Below are 15,315 nucleotides of genomic sequence, written 5' to 3'. Positions count from 1 at the left end.
CCCTCTTGTTCAAATCGGCACCGAAATGCCAAGGTTTTGGTGGTTGTGTGTCTCGTCACAGGTCGCTGTCGCTTGCCAAGTGATGTCGGGGCTTTCGCGAAAGGCAAACCGTTCGAGATGGTTGGTCACGACGTCTACCGTCTTATCAAGATCGTTTTGGTTGTCGGCGATAGCGCAAAGCTGCAGCGATATTTCATCCGCCACGAGATTGCATTGCCCAAAAGGAAATTGAATTTTTCCTTTTAAATCATTATGCTCTACCGGTATTTTGTGCCCAAAATGCTGACAAAGCGAGCCAAGGTATTGGGCGGCTAAAGCGGTTTCAACCCTTGATACGGCTTGCATGTCGCAACTCCTTTGTTGTTTGATCTACAGCTAGCCACTGCATTTGTTTTTGACTATCCGACGATTTTAGAAATGATAGTTCCGCGAGGCAGAACAATGATCAACCACCTTAGACATTTGGCAGTCTTTGCCCGCGTCGTGGAAAACGGCTCTTTCCGGGCGGCGGCTAAATCCATTGGCATTGCTCCATCGCGGGTCAGCGAAACTGTGTCTGATCTAGAAGATCATCTTGGTGCAACTTTGCTTTACCGCACGACACGCAAAATCGCGTTGACCAACGAAGGCAGGGTTCTTTATGCGCGCGTGGCTGACATGCTGCGCAGTGCCGAAACCGGGCTAAACGAACTGAACGCGCTGTCGCTTGAACCTGCTGGTGCTTTACGCATATCGGTTCCGGCGTTTATGTCATCTTCTTGGCTTTCGACGGTCATCGCCGATTTCATCCGCCAACATCCGCACGTAGCAATGACGGTGTCATATAGCGACTATCCTGTCGGGTTGTTGGAGGATGGGTTTGACATCAATATCCGTGCGGGCTGGCCCGACGACAGCGCGACAATGCAGCGCAAGCTGCAAAGCATTGACCGCGTTTTAGTGGCGGGCCGTGATTATGCCGCGTCCCGCCCGCCGCCGACCCATGCCAAAGATCTCCAGGATTGGGATTGGATTTGGTACAAACAACGTTCCGATACGGCGGAATTAGTGGACCCTTCCGGGCAGGTTTTCGAAGTCAAAGGAAGATCTCAAATTCAAGTCGACAGTGCTGATGCGCTCTATCATTTTGTGTGCCAAAACATCGGCGTGACTATCCTACCGCTACATCTGGCCGAACGCGGTGAAAAATCTGGGACGCTCGTGCGTCTTTTGCCGGACTGGAGCCTCAGCCCGCTTGGCGTTTATGCTATGTGGTCCGACAAATCACGACGCGAAAATCTCACGCTGACATTCATACGGTTTTTGGCAAACCATCGCAGGTAGCATCATAGGCTGCCCGCCATTGTCTGTGCTTGAATTCGGGGCAATCAGCTGATCACGTCCGGCGTGGTGCGCCCAATCATGTCTTGCATCTTGCTGATCGCCAAAGCGGCATCACGCACCTTTTGCAGCGCGTCTTGTGTGGCACGGGTCAAATCCCCTGTCTGATCGGCATATTGTTCAAGATACAGACGAAGTGTCGCCCCTTGTGTGCCTGTTCCCGACAGTCGGAACACAGCGCGACCACCGCCTGTAAACGCAATACGTACCCCTTGATTTTCGCTGACAGACCCGTCAACCGGATCATCATAAGAAAACTCATCAGCCGACGCGACGGTAAGACCCGCCACAGTTTGCCCAGAAAGCCCAGTAATCCGCGCGCGCAGGTCGGACATCAGCGCATTGGCCTTTTCAGTCGCGATAGCCTCGTAATCAAACCGCGAATAGTAATCGCGCCCATAGGTCGCCCAGTGATCGGTCACAATTTCGGACACAGATTGCTTGCGGACAGCCAGAATATTCAACCACAGAAGCACCGCCCAAAGCCCATCTTTTTCGCGGACATGGTCAGACCCTGTGCCTGCGCTTTCCTCACCGCAAATCGTGACTTTGCCAGCATCCAAAAGGTTTCCAAAGAATTTCCAGCCCGTTGGCGTCTCGTACAGCCCGATCCCAAGTTTTTGCGCGACCCGGTCGCTGGCCGCGCTGGTCGGCATGGACCGCGCGATGCCCGCAAGGCCGCCTGCATAGGCCGGAGCAAGATGCGCATTGGCCGCAAGGACCGCGAGACTGTCAGATGGGGTGACATAGATTCCGCGCCCCACGATCATGTTCCGGTCCCCATCACCATCCGAGGCCGCGCCCAAATCTGGGGCCGCATCTGACATCATCAAATCCATCAGTGTTTTAGCCCAAATCGGATTGGGGTCAGGGTGACCTTTGCCAAAATCTTCAAGCGGGGTGCCATTGACCACCGTTCCCGGCGCCGCACCCAATGAGCCTTCCAATATCGCCGTCGCATAGGGTCCAGTGACCGCGTGCATGGCGTCAAAACACATGGTGAACCCAGATTCAAAAAGACCGCGGATGGCGTCGAAATCAAACAGTGTTTGCATCAGCGTCTCATAGCTTTCGACGGGATCAACGATCTGCACTGACATGCCGCCAATGTAGGATGTGACGATGGACGCCAAATCAACATCGTCTACATCAACTATCTGATATTGCGTAATGTTTTTCGTCGCCTCAAAGATAAGATCCGTCAAACTTTCAGGCGCAGGGCCACCGTTTTGACCGTTGAATTTAACCCCAAAGTCTTCGTCAATCCCGCCGGGGTTATGGCTGGCAGAAAGGATAAACCCGCCCTCAGCGTTGTTCAGGCGGATCAAGTGGGACGCCGCAGGTGTCGACAGGATGCCATCCTGACCAACAATTACCTTTGTCACGCCATTGGCGGCCGCCATTTTCAGGATCGTTTGAATAGCATCGCGATTAAAAAATCGCCCATCACCCCCGACAATCAACGTCTTATCTTGGCCGCCACCAATCGCGTCAAACGTCGCCTGAATAAAATTTTCGAGATATCCGGGCGCCATAAACACACGGGTTTTTTTGCGCAGGCCGGACGTTCCGGGCAACTGCCCCTCAATCGGAGAGCAACTAACGGATTTAATCTTCATAAACCGGTCCTTCGTTCGGATATGCGCATATCGTGCCATGAAACCAAACGGGAACCAACCCAAGGTCTTTGTGAACAGAAAAATGGCGCCGCACCAATTTCGTACGACGCCACAAGCCCATGCGTTAAAAACCTAAATCTCTTTAGGCTAGGAGGTTATACATAGGCTTAGCTGCGTAAACCTGTCTCTGCATCAAAGTAATGTGCAAGCTCGGGTTTAATCGTAAAGCTAATCACTTCACCTTTTTTGGCTGCCGGTGGCTTTTCTGTCTTTGCAATAAATTCAACGCCAGTTTCGGTGATCATGTGAACCATCGCGTATTCGCCAAGGTTTTCAACAAGTTCCATCTTGCCTTCAACCACGCCATTCGCTGGATCGCTGATGACCATGTGTTCAGGGCGTAGGCCAACTTGTTGCGACGCTGGCAATTCTTTTCCAAGAACAGCCGCCGCATTTGCCGCAAGGTCACCTGGGCCAAAGAAGTTCATCTTGGGGCTGCCGATAAACTGCGCAACAAATGCGTTCTGCGGGCGTTCGTAAAGTTCAATTGGCGAACCGACCTGCTCAATACGTCCATCACGCAGCACAACGATTTTGTCAGCGAGGGTCATCGCCTCGACCTGATCGTGGGTCACGTAGATCATCGTGTTCCCAAGGCGTTCGTGCAAACGCGCGATTTCTAAACGTGTCTGCACCCGCAACGCCGCATCAAGGTTTGACAGCGGTTCGTCGAACAAGAACACCTCCGGATCGCGTACAATGGCACGGCCAATGGCGACCCGCTGACGCTGACCACCGGACAAATTGCGCGGGCTGCGGTCAAGGTAATCACCAAGCTGCAAGATTTCTGCAGCGGCTTTCACACGCTTGTCGATCTCAGCCGGATCGGTTTTTGCCTGTTTCAGACCAAACGCCATGTTCTTGTAAACCGTCATATGCGGGTACAAAGCGTAGGTTTGGAACACCATTGCAACGCCGCGTTTTGACGCCGCTACATCGTTGACCACAGTATCGCCAATGGCGACAGTGCCATCGCTGATTTCTTCGAGACCAGCGATCATGCGCAGCAAGGTTGATTTGCCGCAGCCCGACGGGCCAACAAATACGACGAATTCACCATGTTCGATATCAAGATCGACACCGTGCATCACTTGCGTTTCACCGTAGCGCTTTTTTACATCGCGAAGTGTTAGACCGGCCATGTTGCCTCCAATTCAGTAATTTCGCGCCGCAACTCAGCGGCAAATTCGGGATATGTTTCAGGTAGGTCGCCCCAAAGCTGGCGACTGGTGATAAAGGCATCTGTCCCAAGCATCGCCTTCAGATCGGTCCAGCTTGGTTCGATATAATCGAACGGGATTTTACCCGCGTCCACACGGCGCGCAAACTGGTGCCAGCTTGCGATGCTACGGATGGCGTTTTTCGGCATGATCCCTTGCTTCAGGCAGCCTTCAAGCGTGGGCCGCACAAAAATCGGGAATTTCGCCATACCGTCAGCACAGATCCGCGCGACCGTATCACCGATTGCTTTGTTCCCAAACCGTCGGGCGATATCAGCAAGATAGTCTTCCTTTGAGAATGGCAAAGCAATCGTCAGCGCAGGCAAAACCTCGTCTTGCTCAAACGCATGGAAATGCGCGTTCAAATGTGGCACCCGCATCGCAGCATCAAAGGTTTCAACACCTTCCAACGCAGCTAAATAGCAAAGCGCGGTATGCCCGCCATTGAGAACGCGAATTTTGGTCTCTTCATACGGGTCGACATCAGGCGTCACTGTGACCCCTGCTTGGGTCAGCGCAGGCATTTGCGCGGCAGCGGTGTCTTGCAATACCCACTGCGTGAAATCTTCGGCCATGATCGGTGACGTAACCGTCGCGCCGACAATCTTGCTTAGTTCATCTGCCAGATCTTGCGAGCTGCGTGGCGTAATCCGATCCACCATAGAACAGGGGAACGCCACGTTTTGCGCAACCCATTCGGCAAGCGGTGCATCGTTGCAAGCTTCCAAATAGGCCAACAGATTGCGGTGCAGCATTTTGCCGTTTTGGCGAATATTGTCGCAGCACGCAATCGTGAGCGGTGTACCAATGCTATCCATCCGGCCACGCAACGCAGCCCGTAGATAACCATAGACACTTTGGGGCTGTCCGCCGGAAACTTCGCCAGCGATCATCGGGTCGTCCGTGTTTAGATCGCCATTCGGGTCGGTGTAATACCCGCTTTCGGTCACCGTAATTGTCACCAGATGTACCGATGCAGTGCTCAAAAGCTTCTCTGCCTCGGTTTGTGCAATGCTCCAATCCACAAATTTCACATGCGAGCGGACACGCCGTAGGTCGACGTCATTGTCCGCCGAAATGGATTTCAGATAATATCCATCATGCGTCTCCGTGTCAGCTTTTGCCGCCGCGAACTGTGCTGCCTCAGAACCGCGCAGGTTGACCGCCGCAATGCCCCAGCGCAGATCGCCAGATACATCCATATAGTCATCGATGTAGACCGCTTGGTGGGCACGGTGAAACGCGCCGTAGCCAAGATGGACAATACCAACGGCACATGCGGATCTGTCATAGCTTGTGGCAGAGATATTAAGAGAGGACGTCACCGACATTACTTCACTGCTCCGAATGTAAGGCCTTGGACCAGCTGCTTTTGGCAGAACCAGCCAAGTATAACGATTGGTGCAATCGCCGCTGTAGACACCGCAGACAGGCGACCAAAGAACAGGCCTTCTGGCGCGCGGTTGCCCTCGATCAGCTTTGACAAAGTCGCGGCATCAATGGTTGTCAGGCGCACGGTCCAATAGGCTTCGTTCCAGCAGAAGATGAATGTCAAAAGCGCGGTCGATGCGATGCCACCCCATGCCAGGGGGATCAGGATATCCTTGATTTCGCCCCATGTGGAAACGCCATCCATTTTACCCGCTTCGATGATCTCTTTTGGGATCTCTTTGAAGTAGGTGAACAACATCCAAATCACGATCGGCAGGTTGATCAGGCACAAGACCACGATGACCAGAAAATGCGTATCAAAGATGCCAAGGAAGTTCTTGGTCAAGAATGTCATCGGATAAAGCACGGCCGCAGCGGGCAGCATTTTCGTCGAGAGCATCCACATCAGGATATCTTTGGTGTGACGGCTGGGGTTAAACGCCATCGCATAGGCCGCCGGGACACCCACTGCCAACGCGAATAGCGTCGCAAAGGTCGATGTGATCACCGAGTTGATCGCGAACTTCCAGTAGTCATAGTTCTGGGTCATGTTCGTGTAGTTTTCTAGCGTCGGCGTAAAGCGGAACAGGTGTTCCGGTTTAACGGCGTCGGCATCTGTCTTGAAGCTGGTGAACACCAGCCAAAAGATTGGGAAAAAGAAGATAAGGGCGACGATCCATGCCACGATGGGCCATGCGATTTTGCCAAAATTTGAACGTTCTGTAACGGCTGCCATGATCTTTTCCCCCTAGTCCATCAAGCTTTTGCCAACCATGCGCAGCAAGAAGATTGCGATGATATTGGCAAGAATGACGGCAAAGATGCCCGTGGCGCTTGCGGCGCCGATGTTATTGGATGTGAATTCGCCGATCAGATAGGGCAGGTTTTTATTCCCGTTCCCGCGGCTGACGATCTCAATCTCTGCGTAAAGTGACAGGTGAAAGATCGATTGGATCATCACGACGATCGCGATTGGCCGGGCTAAATGCGGCACTGTCAAATTGATGAACTGAGACCAAGGTGATGCCCCGTCAAGCGTCGCTGCTTCTTTTTGGCTTTCATCTTCGGACTGCAAAGAGGTCATAAAGATCAGGACCGCAAAAGGCGTCCACTGCCAAGCAACCATCATGATCACCGCATAGGCAGAGGTCTGCGTCGCCCGGAAAGAGATCGGCTCAAGCGTCGGCCAGAGGTTAAAGAACCAGCCCAACACCGGGAAATCCCGCAGCCCATCGACCAGATTATTGATGCCACCAACTGCGATGCCTTGCAGGCCCAGCACCGGGTCAAGGATCATGTTGATCCACAATACCGCGTTCACCGCTGGCATCACAAAGAAAGGCGAAATCAAAAGGACACGTACGATTCCACGACCGGGGAAGTTACGGTTAATCAAAACCGCAATCGCAAGGCCCAAAACAACCGTGATGATCAAGATGCTGCCTACGATAAAAACCGAGTTTTGGATCGCGAATAGGAAATCCTTGGCCTTCAAGACGTAGGCATAGTTCCCAAAACCGCGCCAGTTGCTAAGTGCAGGCGTTGTCCATTCGGGCCGGATGTTGCTGTTCAACACATAGCGAATGAAGGAAAAATAGAGCGTCATGCTCAGCGGGACCAGCATCCAGATCAACAAAAGTATGACCGCTGGCGTTTGAAGGATGCGAGGGAGCGTTCTTTTGGACATAGCTCGGGTCACCTGTTCATTCGGGGTTGCGTCGTGATTATTGGGCGGGCGCTCATTCGGCGATCAGCACAAGTTGGATATGCCGCGATCAAGCCAAGCGATAAAGAGTTCTGCTAGGGTAACAGGCCCGGCGTTAACCACCGGGCCTGTACCATTTCTGTCAAAGAGAGTTAGTAGTAACCCGCTTCGGACATGATTGCATCAGCCGCAGATTGCGCAGCTTCCAGTGCGTCGTCGACAGATTTCGCGCCAGACAATGCCGCTGCGATTTCTTGTGCAACCGCTGTACCCACTTCTGGGAATTCAGGGATCGAAGCGAACTGAACACCAACGTATGGCTTGATGTCTGTGGCTTCTGGTGCCGCAGATTCAATCGCTGCCAATTCTGCGGCTGCGAAAGGTGCAGCAGCTTGGAACTCAGGGATTGCATATGTTGATGCACGTGTCCCAGTAGGAACAGAACCCCAACCGAAGTCTGGGTGGTTACCAACAGCTTCGATATAGGCTTTCGATGTTGCCCATTCGATGAATGCTTTGGCTTCATCGGCAGTATCTGTGCCCGCAGGAACAGCCATTGCCCATGCCCACAGCCAGTTCGCACCAACAGGGTTACCAGCATTCGGAGACTGAGCGTATGCAACACCGTCTACTTCAAGGAAAGAAGCCGCGATTGTCGCATCGATCCAAAGGCCACATTTGCCTTCGTTATAAAGCGCGAGGATCTCGTTGAAGGAGTTGCCTTCAGAACCCGGAGGGCCGTATGTGCCCAGCAGCTCAACGTAGAAGTTGATCGCAGCTTTCCATTCGTCTGAATCCAGTGTTGGACGCATTTCAGCATCGAACCATGCACCGCCGAATGAGTTCACAACAGTCGTGACGAACGCCATGTTGTCGCCCCAGCCCGGCTTACCGCGCAGACATGCACCGTAAACCCCGTTGTCTGGGTCGTGCATTGCAGCGGCTGCTGCCATCACGTTGTCCCAGCTGTCGTTGTCAGCGATTGATACGCCAGCCGCGTCAGTCAGGTCCTTGCGGTACATAACCATCGAAGATTCACCATAGAATGGTGCAGCGTAAAGCGTACCGTCAGCAGACAGACCGTTGCGCATTGCTGGCAGCATGTCGTCAACGTCATAGTCGGCGCCGAACTCAAGTGGTTCGATCCAACCTGCAGCACCCCAAATCGGCGCTTCTTGCATGCCGATGTTGATGATGTCGTACTGGCCGCCACCAGTTGCTGTGTCAGACGTGACCTGCTCGCGCAGAACGCCTTCTTCCAGTGATACCCAGTTTAGGGTCACACCGGTTTCAGCGGTGTAAGCTTCAGCGACAGTTTGCATGTTGATCATGTGACCGTTGTTCACGATCGCGATTGTCAGCTCAGTTGCGTGACCTTCAGCAAATGCAGTAGTTGCAGTTGCAACAGTCATCGACAGACCGACAGCCGTGTTCATCAAAGATTTCATCTTTTTCCTCCCAGAAACAAATCTCCACTGGAAATATCCTGATCAGTTATGGCCGCGCGGTCAACCAAAATTTTACGCGCGGAAACTTTTTAACCAAGATTAAGCCGATTTTCGCATGATCAAATTGCCCTCAAAAAGAACAACTTTGTCTGTAATTTCATCACCTTCCAGATTTCCGAACAGTGTTTCAACAGCATGCTTAGAAATTGCTTCGTAGTCTTGTGAAATTGTTGTAAGCGGCGGACAAGTGAACCGCGAGAACGGATGATCGTCCATCCCAGCAATACGAATCGCACTGTCTTCCTCGAACCCAACGGGCATTTTACGTGCAAAGCAGGCCGATATTAGCCCGATCGCAAGACGGTCATTGCTGCACAGTACCGTGTCGCTCGGGAAGCCGTCACTGTCGATGATTTCAAGCCCTCCGTTCCGTCCAATCTCTTCAAAGTTCCAACCTTCCCCTGTGACACTTACCACCTGTGGGGCGTGCCCAAGGGCTTCCATAGCTGCAATATACCCTTGCCGACGTTTATTTGCGTTTGGGTTTGATGGGTTCTGCATCTCAAAGAAACATGGCGGCGTCCCCGTGCGGCACAAATAGTCGACAATCAATCGACCAAACTGGAAGTTATCCGACCCACCGAAGGACAGCCCGATGTCAGGCAGATAGCTATCGAACAACACAGTTGGAACTTTTCGACTGAACTTTTCGATCATCGCCTTGTCCGAACTGCGCCCCAATGGGGCAATCAACAATCCAGCAGGTTTTAGCGACCGCAAACTATCAAGAATTTCGACTTCTTGGTCGCGATTGCCATGCGCACTGTACAGCGTTGGCTGATAGCCCGCGTCAATACAACGCCTTTCGACGTTACGCGCAATTTCAGCAAAGAATGGGTCGGCAAGCGACGGGACAACAACGCCAATGTTACGGGTAAGTTTGCGGTTTTGGTTCATCGCAAAAATATTTGGGCGGTAATCGTAGGTCTCTAGCGCCTGCTCAATCCGTTCGCGCGTCGTGTTGCGAACAGCATTGGGATCGTTGAAGTATTTGGAAATTGTTGGGCGCGAAATGCCGCTCGCCTTCGCAAAATCTTCCATATTTCGGATCTTGGTTTCCATCGCTTCAATCGCTTTCGGTTCGGTAATTGACACAAATTTGCGCAACTTATCAAAAACTTGTCGCGCGACAAAATCAAGTACAGATTTGTAATTTTCGCGAAACAATAACCTGCGATCATTATTTGGTCGTACCAAAAATGCTTGCTTTTCCAAATATTCAACAATACTTACGTATTTAGTCGTACTAAATATACAAACTGGGAGTTGGTAAGAGTGACAGGCCGTGCGGCAGATAGCATCGTTCACACGATCACAGCGCGTATCCATAGCGGTGCGCTTGCTCATGGTGACCTATTGCCTGCTGAACGTGACCTGATGGCCGAATTTGAGGTCAGTCGCACCGTCGCCCGCGAAGCTGTACGCATCTTGTCGAGCCAAGGCTTAATAAAAGCCAAGCCACGCCATCGCCCTGTCATTCGCAAAGCTGGCTTTGGGGCGGCATTTGATGCCGCAGGATCAATCGTTGACAACCTGTTGCAACAACCCGGTGGCGTGCACAATCTGTTCGACACGCGCATTATGCTCGAAGCTGCGTTGGTACGCGAAGCTGCCCTATCTGCGGGTAAAAAGGACATTGTGAACTTAAAGACCGCACTTGCCGCGAATGGAGCGGCTATTGATGACAATGATCAATTTTACCAAACTGACCAACAATTCCACGCGGTGCTTTACGATATCCCCGGCAACCCCGCGTACCCTGCCATTCACCGCGCCTATACGACTTGGCTTGCGCCGCAATGGGGGCAAATGCCCCGTCTTGCCGACCGCAATCGGATCAACTTTGCATCGCATACCGCGATCATGGACGCCATTTTATTGCGCGATCCTGATGCCGCCGAAGCCGCACTGCGTTCACATCTTGCCGACGCTTGGGACCAAGTGCGGCTGACTTTCGGAGATATCTAAATGACGACTAAACGGCCAATCCACAGCATCGCCTGCATCGGTGAAGTGATGATCGAACTGATCGCCAACCAAGATGGCAGCGCGCGTGTTGGCGTTGCAGGTGATACATATAACACTGCTGTTTACCTCACGCGGGCGCTGCGCGGCAGCGATATCAGCGTGTCATATGTCACGGCTTTGGGCACCGACCCTTACTCGGACCGCATTCACGCCGCGATCCAAAGCCACGGGCTGGATACCACATGTGTTGAACGCCGCGCCGGGCAGATGCCAGGCCTTTATGCGATTGATACCGATGAAACTGGCGAACGCAGTTTTAGCTACTGGCGCTCTGCCGCGGCGGCACGACAATTGTTTTCGCCCGGTGGAACTGTGTCGTTTGATGATCTCAACCGGTTTGACATGGTGCTGCTGACAGGGATTTCGATGGCGATTTTGCCACCTGCTATTCGGGCCCAGGTAATCGCATGGGCCGAAGCATTCAGCGCTGCGGGCGGCACATTGGTTTACGATAGCAATCACCGCCCCCAACTGTGGGAGGACATTCAAACCGCACGTGACGTGAACACCGAAATGTGGCGGCGTGCCGATATCGCCTTGCCTTCAGTAGATGACGAACAGGCGCTATTTGGCGATGCAAGCACAGAAGCCACAGTCGCCCGGTTGAACGGTATCGGAGCAACAGAAGGCGCGCTGAAACGTGGGGAAGAGGGGCCACTTGATCTATCAGGCACCCATGTCTTTGCCGTTCCCCCGGAGCCGATCAACGTCGTTGATACTACTGCGGCTGGCGATAGTTTTAACGCGGGCTACCTTTCGGCAATCGCGCGCGGCCAGTCGCCCCTGCAAGCGATGGCAGCAGGCCATGCATTAGCGGCCCGCGTCATCGCGACCCCCGGTGCAATTATCCCTGAATAGGTGCGATGCTAGGTTAAAATAGCTGCATTCAAGGGGTTTTTAAGTCACCGAGGCTTTGGGGGTATCTGGATCGATGATTTCTGCATCTGGTGTTTCAATCGGCACAGGAAGATTTTGATCCGTATCCTGCCCCACGATCAGCGGCAACATTTCAGTGCCGGACGGCATTGCGATCTCGCTTGCAGGCGGCGTTTTCCAAGAAAGTGTGTCAAACGCGCCGCAATTTTCGCAGGTCGGGGCCCATGCCGCGTGGATATGCTGGCATTTGTCGCAAATCCACTGCGGGCCACGCGGCGCGGTCAGCGCACGTGTCAGCCAACCCCGCACGACAGAATCTTCGGCGCCAGCGCCACGTTCAATCGCGGCCATCAGCGTCAGGCTGCGCGCTGTCGGATTTGTTTCAATCAGATCGCCCAAAGCGCGTTTGGCGGCTGGGAAATCTTCGGCGGCGATTTGCAATTCAGCCAATAACATCCTTGTTTCGGGGTGATCTGGTGTCGCCTTTATCAACGCGCGGAACCGCTTTAGCCGCTCTTGCGGGGTTTCATCGGGCACGATTTCGGCAAATGCTGTTGCAATATCTGGGTGCGGCTGCGCATTCCATGTCTTGGTCAAAACGCGGGTCGCGTAACGGGCATTATCCGCAACAATATAACTGCGTGCGGCCATAATCGCGGCTGGGATCAAATCCGGCGAGAGGCGGTTTGCCTCAACTGCGGCTTCGCGGGCCTCGATGGTTTTGCCTTCGTCCATGATCTCCCGTGCTTCGGACAGGGCCAAGACCGCATCACGGCGTTTATGCACATCACGCGGCAAATACCCCGATTTCAGCTTTGCGCCCAAGGTTTGACGCGCGCCGGCCCAATCCGCCTTTTCGGCCTGCAATTGCAGCAACACATCTTGGGTTTCTTCATGCTTAGGCTTCAGGGCAAACGCCTTTTGCGCCAGCGCCATCGCTGTATCTGTGTCACCCTCGGACAGCTTTTGTTTCATGATCCCGCGCACACCGACAAAGCGCGTTTTGTCGTTTTGCAGCAGTTTCTTATAAGTTTCTTCCGCCTTGCGATGATCACCTGTCATTTCAGCCGCTTGCGCCGTCAACAGGTTCGTCAATTCTGGCTGGTTAAGGTATTTATCCGCGCGGTTAGCCTTGGTCATCGCAAGATGCCCTTCGCCTGACGCAAGCGCCATCATGCCTTCGGATAGGGCCTCGTACCCTTTGCGTTCGCGATTGCGATCAAAATAGCGCGAAATCGCAGTTTCATCACCATTCAAAAATTTGAATCCGGCAACCAGAAACGCCAATAACTTCAGCCCAAGCCAAACTGTGACCGCCAAAGCGACCAGCGCGAACACCATTTCAAGGGTGCTCAGCGTGACTTCTTTGCCCGCGATACCAATCGTGGCACCCCCTTCGACATCCATCAGCAACGTGGATCCAAAGGTCAGCGCAGTAACCGCGACAACGAAAGCAATAATTTTGATGAGAGACCAGAGCATAAATATCGCCTTTAATTGTCACTAAGGGTGGTAGAAAGCAGATCGATTGCCGATTGCGCGGCAGCGCGCATTTCAGCCTGAGAGAGCCAGTCCGACATTTCCGCGCGCGCAACTTCGGGAAGCCCCGCAATTTCAGTAAGCGCATCAGACAGACGCCCTGCGTCAATAGCCGCGCCTGCACGCGACAAGATCGCATCCGCATCATCACCTTCGCGCGGTGCAGTCGACCGAACATCGAATTGATCACGCAAAAACGCGCCGAAACCGCCTGTGTCTTCGCCTGAAACGCCTTCGGCGCGCGCCGTCGCAAGTGCCGTACGCGCCGCATCAGCATAGGTTTCGCGCAAATTCAGCAATGTCGGCACGCCATCTTGGACCGCCAATAGTGCCTCTGGCGCGCTTTGCCCCAATGCCGCTTCGAGATCGCCGAGCGCCGCGCCAAGTGGCGCGCCCGTTTCCAAACCCGATTGCACACGCGCCAAAGCGGCGCGACCCGCAGCATTGCGTGCTGCAAGGGCTGCATTTTCTTCAATCGCGGCGGCTTCGGCACGGGCTGCTTCCAACTGCGTTTCGGCGATATTAGTCATATCGTCGATTTGGGCGCGTAGCGCGTCAAGCTCTGCCTGATAGGCAGCGGTTGCAGGTGCCGCACCTTCGCCAACAATACGTGGCTGATTTTCAAGCGTTGTGACCCGTTCTGAAAGAGCATCAAGCGCGGAGGTCACGTCAGATTCAAGCGCACCTATTACAACCGAAATTTCGTCCTGAGCTGTCGTCACGCCCGATAAATCAACATCGGGAATTCCCGCGATTTGCTGACGCAAACTATCAATTTCACCCGCCTGAGTTGCAAGCTGATCAGCATAAGACGTATCGGCGGTTGGTTTCGTCAAAGATGCAACACCAAACCCAATCGCGCCAGCGATCAAGCCACCGAGCAGCAGAGGCATAAACCCGCTGGCACGCTTTTCCGGGACAGGCTGCGGTCGAGGTTCGGGCGTTGGCTCTGGTTCTGCAACTGCTGGCGTAGGTTCTAGTGGCACAGACTGTGCCTGCGCAGATTCCGTTGCGTAAACTTCGGCCGGGATAGAATCAATATGGGGTTTTGCGTCGCCCAACGCTTCTGTTGCCGCGTTTTCCGGTGCTTTTTGCGCCTTTTTGGATGGCTGTTTTGCCACAATAATACCCTTCCAGCGAACAGACTCGCAGTTTACGCCAATATTCACTTACTTTACCCCGGAGATGAGATGCTCTCAACCGTCGGTATTGTCTTTCAATAGCGCATCCAGCCGTGCAACGGTCGCGTCAACCATCGCATTTCCACTGGGTTGCGCAGCGATGCCGGTCGTTTGTGCATTCATGCGACCCACCGCCCGTTTTATCTGCTCACTCATTACGACAACGTGTAGAGGCGCAGAAAATGGCCCCTGTTCTTTCAATATGGTGGCTGTACGCGCAGAAAACAGGGGTAATACGACAGGAAGCTTCCCTTTTAGCGCATTTTTCGCTTCGCCAGACAGCGTAAGGGGGCGCTGATCATAGGCAATAATATCCGCACATGGGATGCCAGATTCGTTCAGCTGCCGTGCGACGTTTTCTTGCACATGGCGCCCCCGAATATGCGCCAATCGGCCGCAGGGCGCGGCGTGCACAATCATCTGCGCCAAACCGGCTGCATCGCCTGGCCCCGTGATTGTCGCGAACCCCGCGCTTTTTGCCCGTTCGGTCGTCTTGGGGCCAACGCACCATGCGGTCAAACCGCGGGGTAGCGCCGGCGCATCTACCGCCTGCGCAGAGGTAAAGATAACCCCGGTGATTTCGGACAGATCTTCGGTTATCGGCACCGGTACAATTTCAATAAGAGGCGACGTAATAACCCGAACCTGATCGCCAAATCTGTGGCGCAATTGATCCGCAAACACCTGTGCGATTGGCGCGGGTCTTGTCAGGATCAGGGTCGGGGTCATCTGCTCACCATTGTTCGGAGTGTCGCGCGATGTTACCTG

The 15,315-nt window shown here is 53.6% G+C and carries 14 protein-coding genes; 3 read left to right on the top strand and 11 right to left on the bottom strand.

What is annotated here, in order from left to right; translation table 11 throughout:
• Positions 1-9: 9 nt before the first annotated feature.
• Positions 10-345 (bottom strand): DUF2218 domain-containing protein, encoded by a 336-nt coding sequence (locus Yoon_RS12370; protein ID WP_238112560.1) that lies wholly within the window; start codon positions 343-345, stop codon positions 10-12.
• Between the two features lie 96 nt (positions 346-441).
• Here Yoon_RS12370 and Yoon_RS12365 point away from each other — a divergent pair, with 96 nt between their 5' ends.
• Positions 442-1,323, top strand: coding sequence for a LysR family transcriptional regulator (locus Yoon_RS12365; RefSeq protein ID WP_238112559.1), 882 nt, complete (start codon positions 442-444; stop codon positions 1,321-1,323).
• A gap of 44 nt (positions 1,324-1,367) precedes the next feature.
• Here Yoon_RS12365 and Yoon_RS12360 read toward each other — a convergent pair whose 3' ends face one another.
• From Yoon_RS12360 to Yoon_RS12330, 7 genes are all read right to left on the bottom strand, one after another.
• Positions 1,368-2,999: an alpha-D-glucose phosphate-specific phosphoglucomutase gene (locus tag Yoon_RS12360; RefSeq protein WP_238112558.1), complete on the bottom strand. Its 1,632-nt coding sequence runs from the start codon at positions 2,997-2,999 to the stop codon at positions 1,368-1,370.
• A 167-nt stretch (positions 3,000-3,166) separates the two neighbouring features.
• On the bottom strand, positions 3,167-4,201 hold the full coding sequence (locus Yoon_RS12355) for an ABC transporter ATP-binding protein (protein ID WP_238112556.1): 1,035 nt from the start codon (positions 4,199-4,201) through the stop codon (positions 3,167-3,169).
• Complete coding sequence (locus Yoon_RS12350; protein ID WP_238112555.1) at positions 4,189-5,610, bottom strand: mannitol dehydrogenase family protein; 1,422 nt, start codon at positions 5,608-5,610, stop codon at positions 4,189-4,191. Before Yoon_RS12350 ends, Yoon_RS12355 begins: the two co-directional genes overlap by 13 nt.
• Positions 5,610-6,446 (bottom strand): carbohydrate ABC transporter permease, encoded by an 837-nt coding sequence (locus Yoon_RS12345; RefSeq protein WP_113778213.1) that lies wholly within the window; start codon positions 6,444-6,446, stop codon positions 5,610-5,612. Before Yoon_RS12345 ends, Yoon_RS12350 begins: the two co-directional genes overlap by 1 nt.
• A gap of 12 nt (positions 6,447-6,458) precedes the next feature.
• A complete protein-coding gene (locus Yoon_RS12340; RefSeq protein ID WP_113778214.1) occupies positions 6,459-7,397 on the bottom strand; it encodes a carbohydrate ABC transporter permease in 939 nt (312 codons plus the stop codon).
• Between the two features lie 170 nt (positions 7,398-7,567).
• A complete protein-coding gene (locus Yoon_RS12335; RefSeq protein WP_238112553.1) occupies positions 7,568-8,863 on the bottom strand; it encodes a sugar ABC transporter substrate-binding protein in 1,296 nt (431 codons plus the stop codon).
• Positions 8,864-8,962: 99 nt separating this feature from the next.
• Complete coding sequence (locus Yoon_RS12330) at positions 8,963-9,985, bottom strand: LacI family DNA-binding transcriptional regulator (protein ID WP_238112657.1); 1,023 nt, start codon at positions 9,983-9,985, stop codon at positions 8,963-8,965.
• A 213-nt stretch (positions 9,986-10,198) separates the two neighbouring features.
• Between Yoon_RS12330 and Yoon_RS12325 the strand changes: the two genes are divergently transcribed.
• Together Yoon_RS12325 and Yoon_RS12320 are read left to right on the top strand one after the other, a co-directional pair.
• On the top strand, positions 10,199-10,891 hold the full coding sequence (locus tag Yoon_RS12325) for an FCD domain-containing protein (RefSeq protein WP_238112551.1): 693 nt from the start codon (positions 10,199-10,201) through the stop codon (positions 10,889-10,891).
• The gene (locus tag Yoon_RS12320; RefSeq protein WP_238112549.1) at positions 10,892-11,809 is read left to right on the top strand and encodes a sugar kinase; all 918 of its coding nucleotides are present in this window, start codon (positions 10,892-10,894) and stop codon (positions 11,807-11,809) included.
• Between the two features lie 39 nt (positions 11,810-11,848).
• Here Yoon_RS12320 and Yoon_RS12315 read toward each other — a convergent pair whose 3' ends face one another.
• The 3 genes from Yoon_RS12315 to Yoon_RS12305 form a co-directional block, all read right to left on the bottom strand.
• On the bottom strand, positions 11,849-13,309 hold the full coding sequence (locus tag Yoon_RS12315; protein WP_238112547.1) for a heme biosynthesis protein HemY: 1,461 nt from the start codon (positions 13,307-13,309) through the stop codon (positions 11,849-11,851).
• A gap of 11 nt (positions 13,310-13,320) precedes the next feature.
• On the bottom strand, positions 13,321-14,487 hold the full coding sequence (locus tag Yoon_RS12310) for a hypothetical protein (RefSeq protein ID WP_238112546.1): 1,167 nt from the start codon (positions 14,485-14,487) through the stop codon (positions 13,321-13,323).
• A 75-nt stretch (positions 14,488-14,562) separates the two neighbouring features.
• Positions 14,563-15,276 carry a uroporphyrinogen-III synthase gene (locus tag Yoon_RS12305; protein ID WP_238112545.1) on the bottom strand — a complete coding sequence of 238 codons (714 nt, stop codon included), beginning with the start codon at positions 15,274-15,276 and terminating at the stop codon, positions 14,563-14,565.
• Positions 15,277-15,315 lie beyond the last annotated feature (39 nt).

It is taken from the genome of Yoonia sp. I 8.24 (assembly GCF_022096995.1).
GTDB lineage: Bacteria > Pseudomonadota > Alphaproteobacteria > Rhodobacterales > Rhodobacteraceae > Yoonia.
This window is presented reverse-complemented; position numbering and strand designations above follow the sequence as displayed.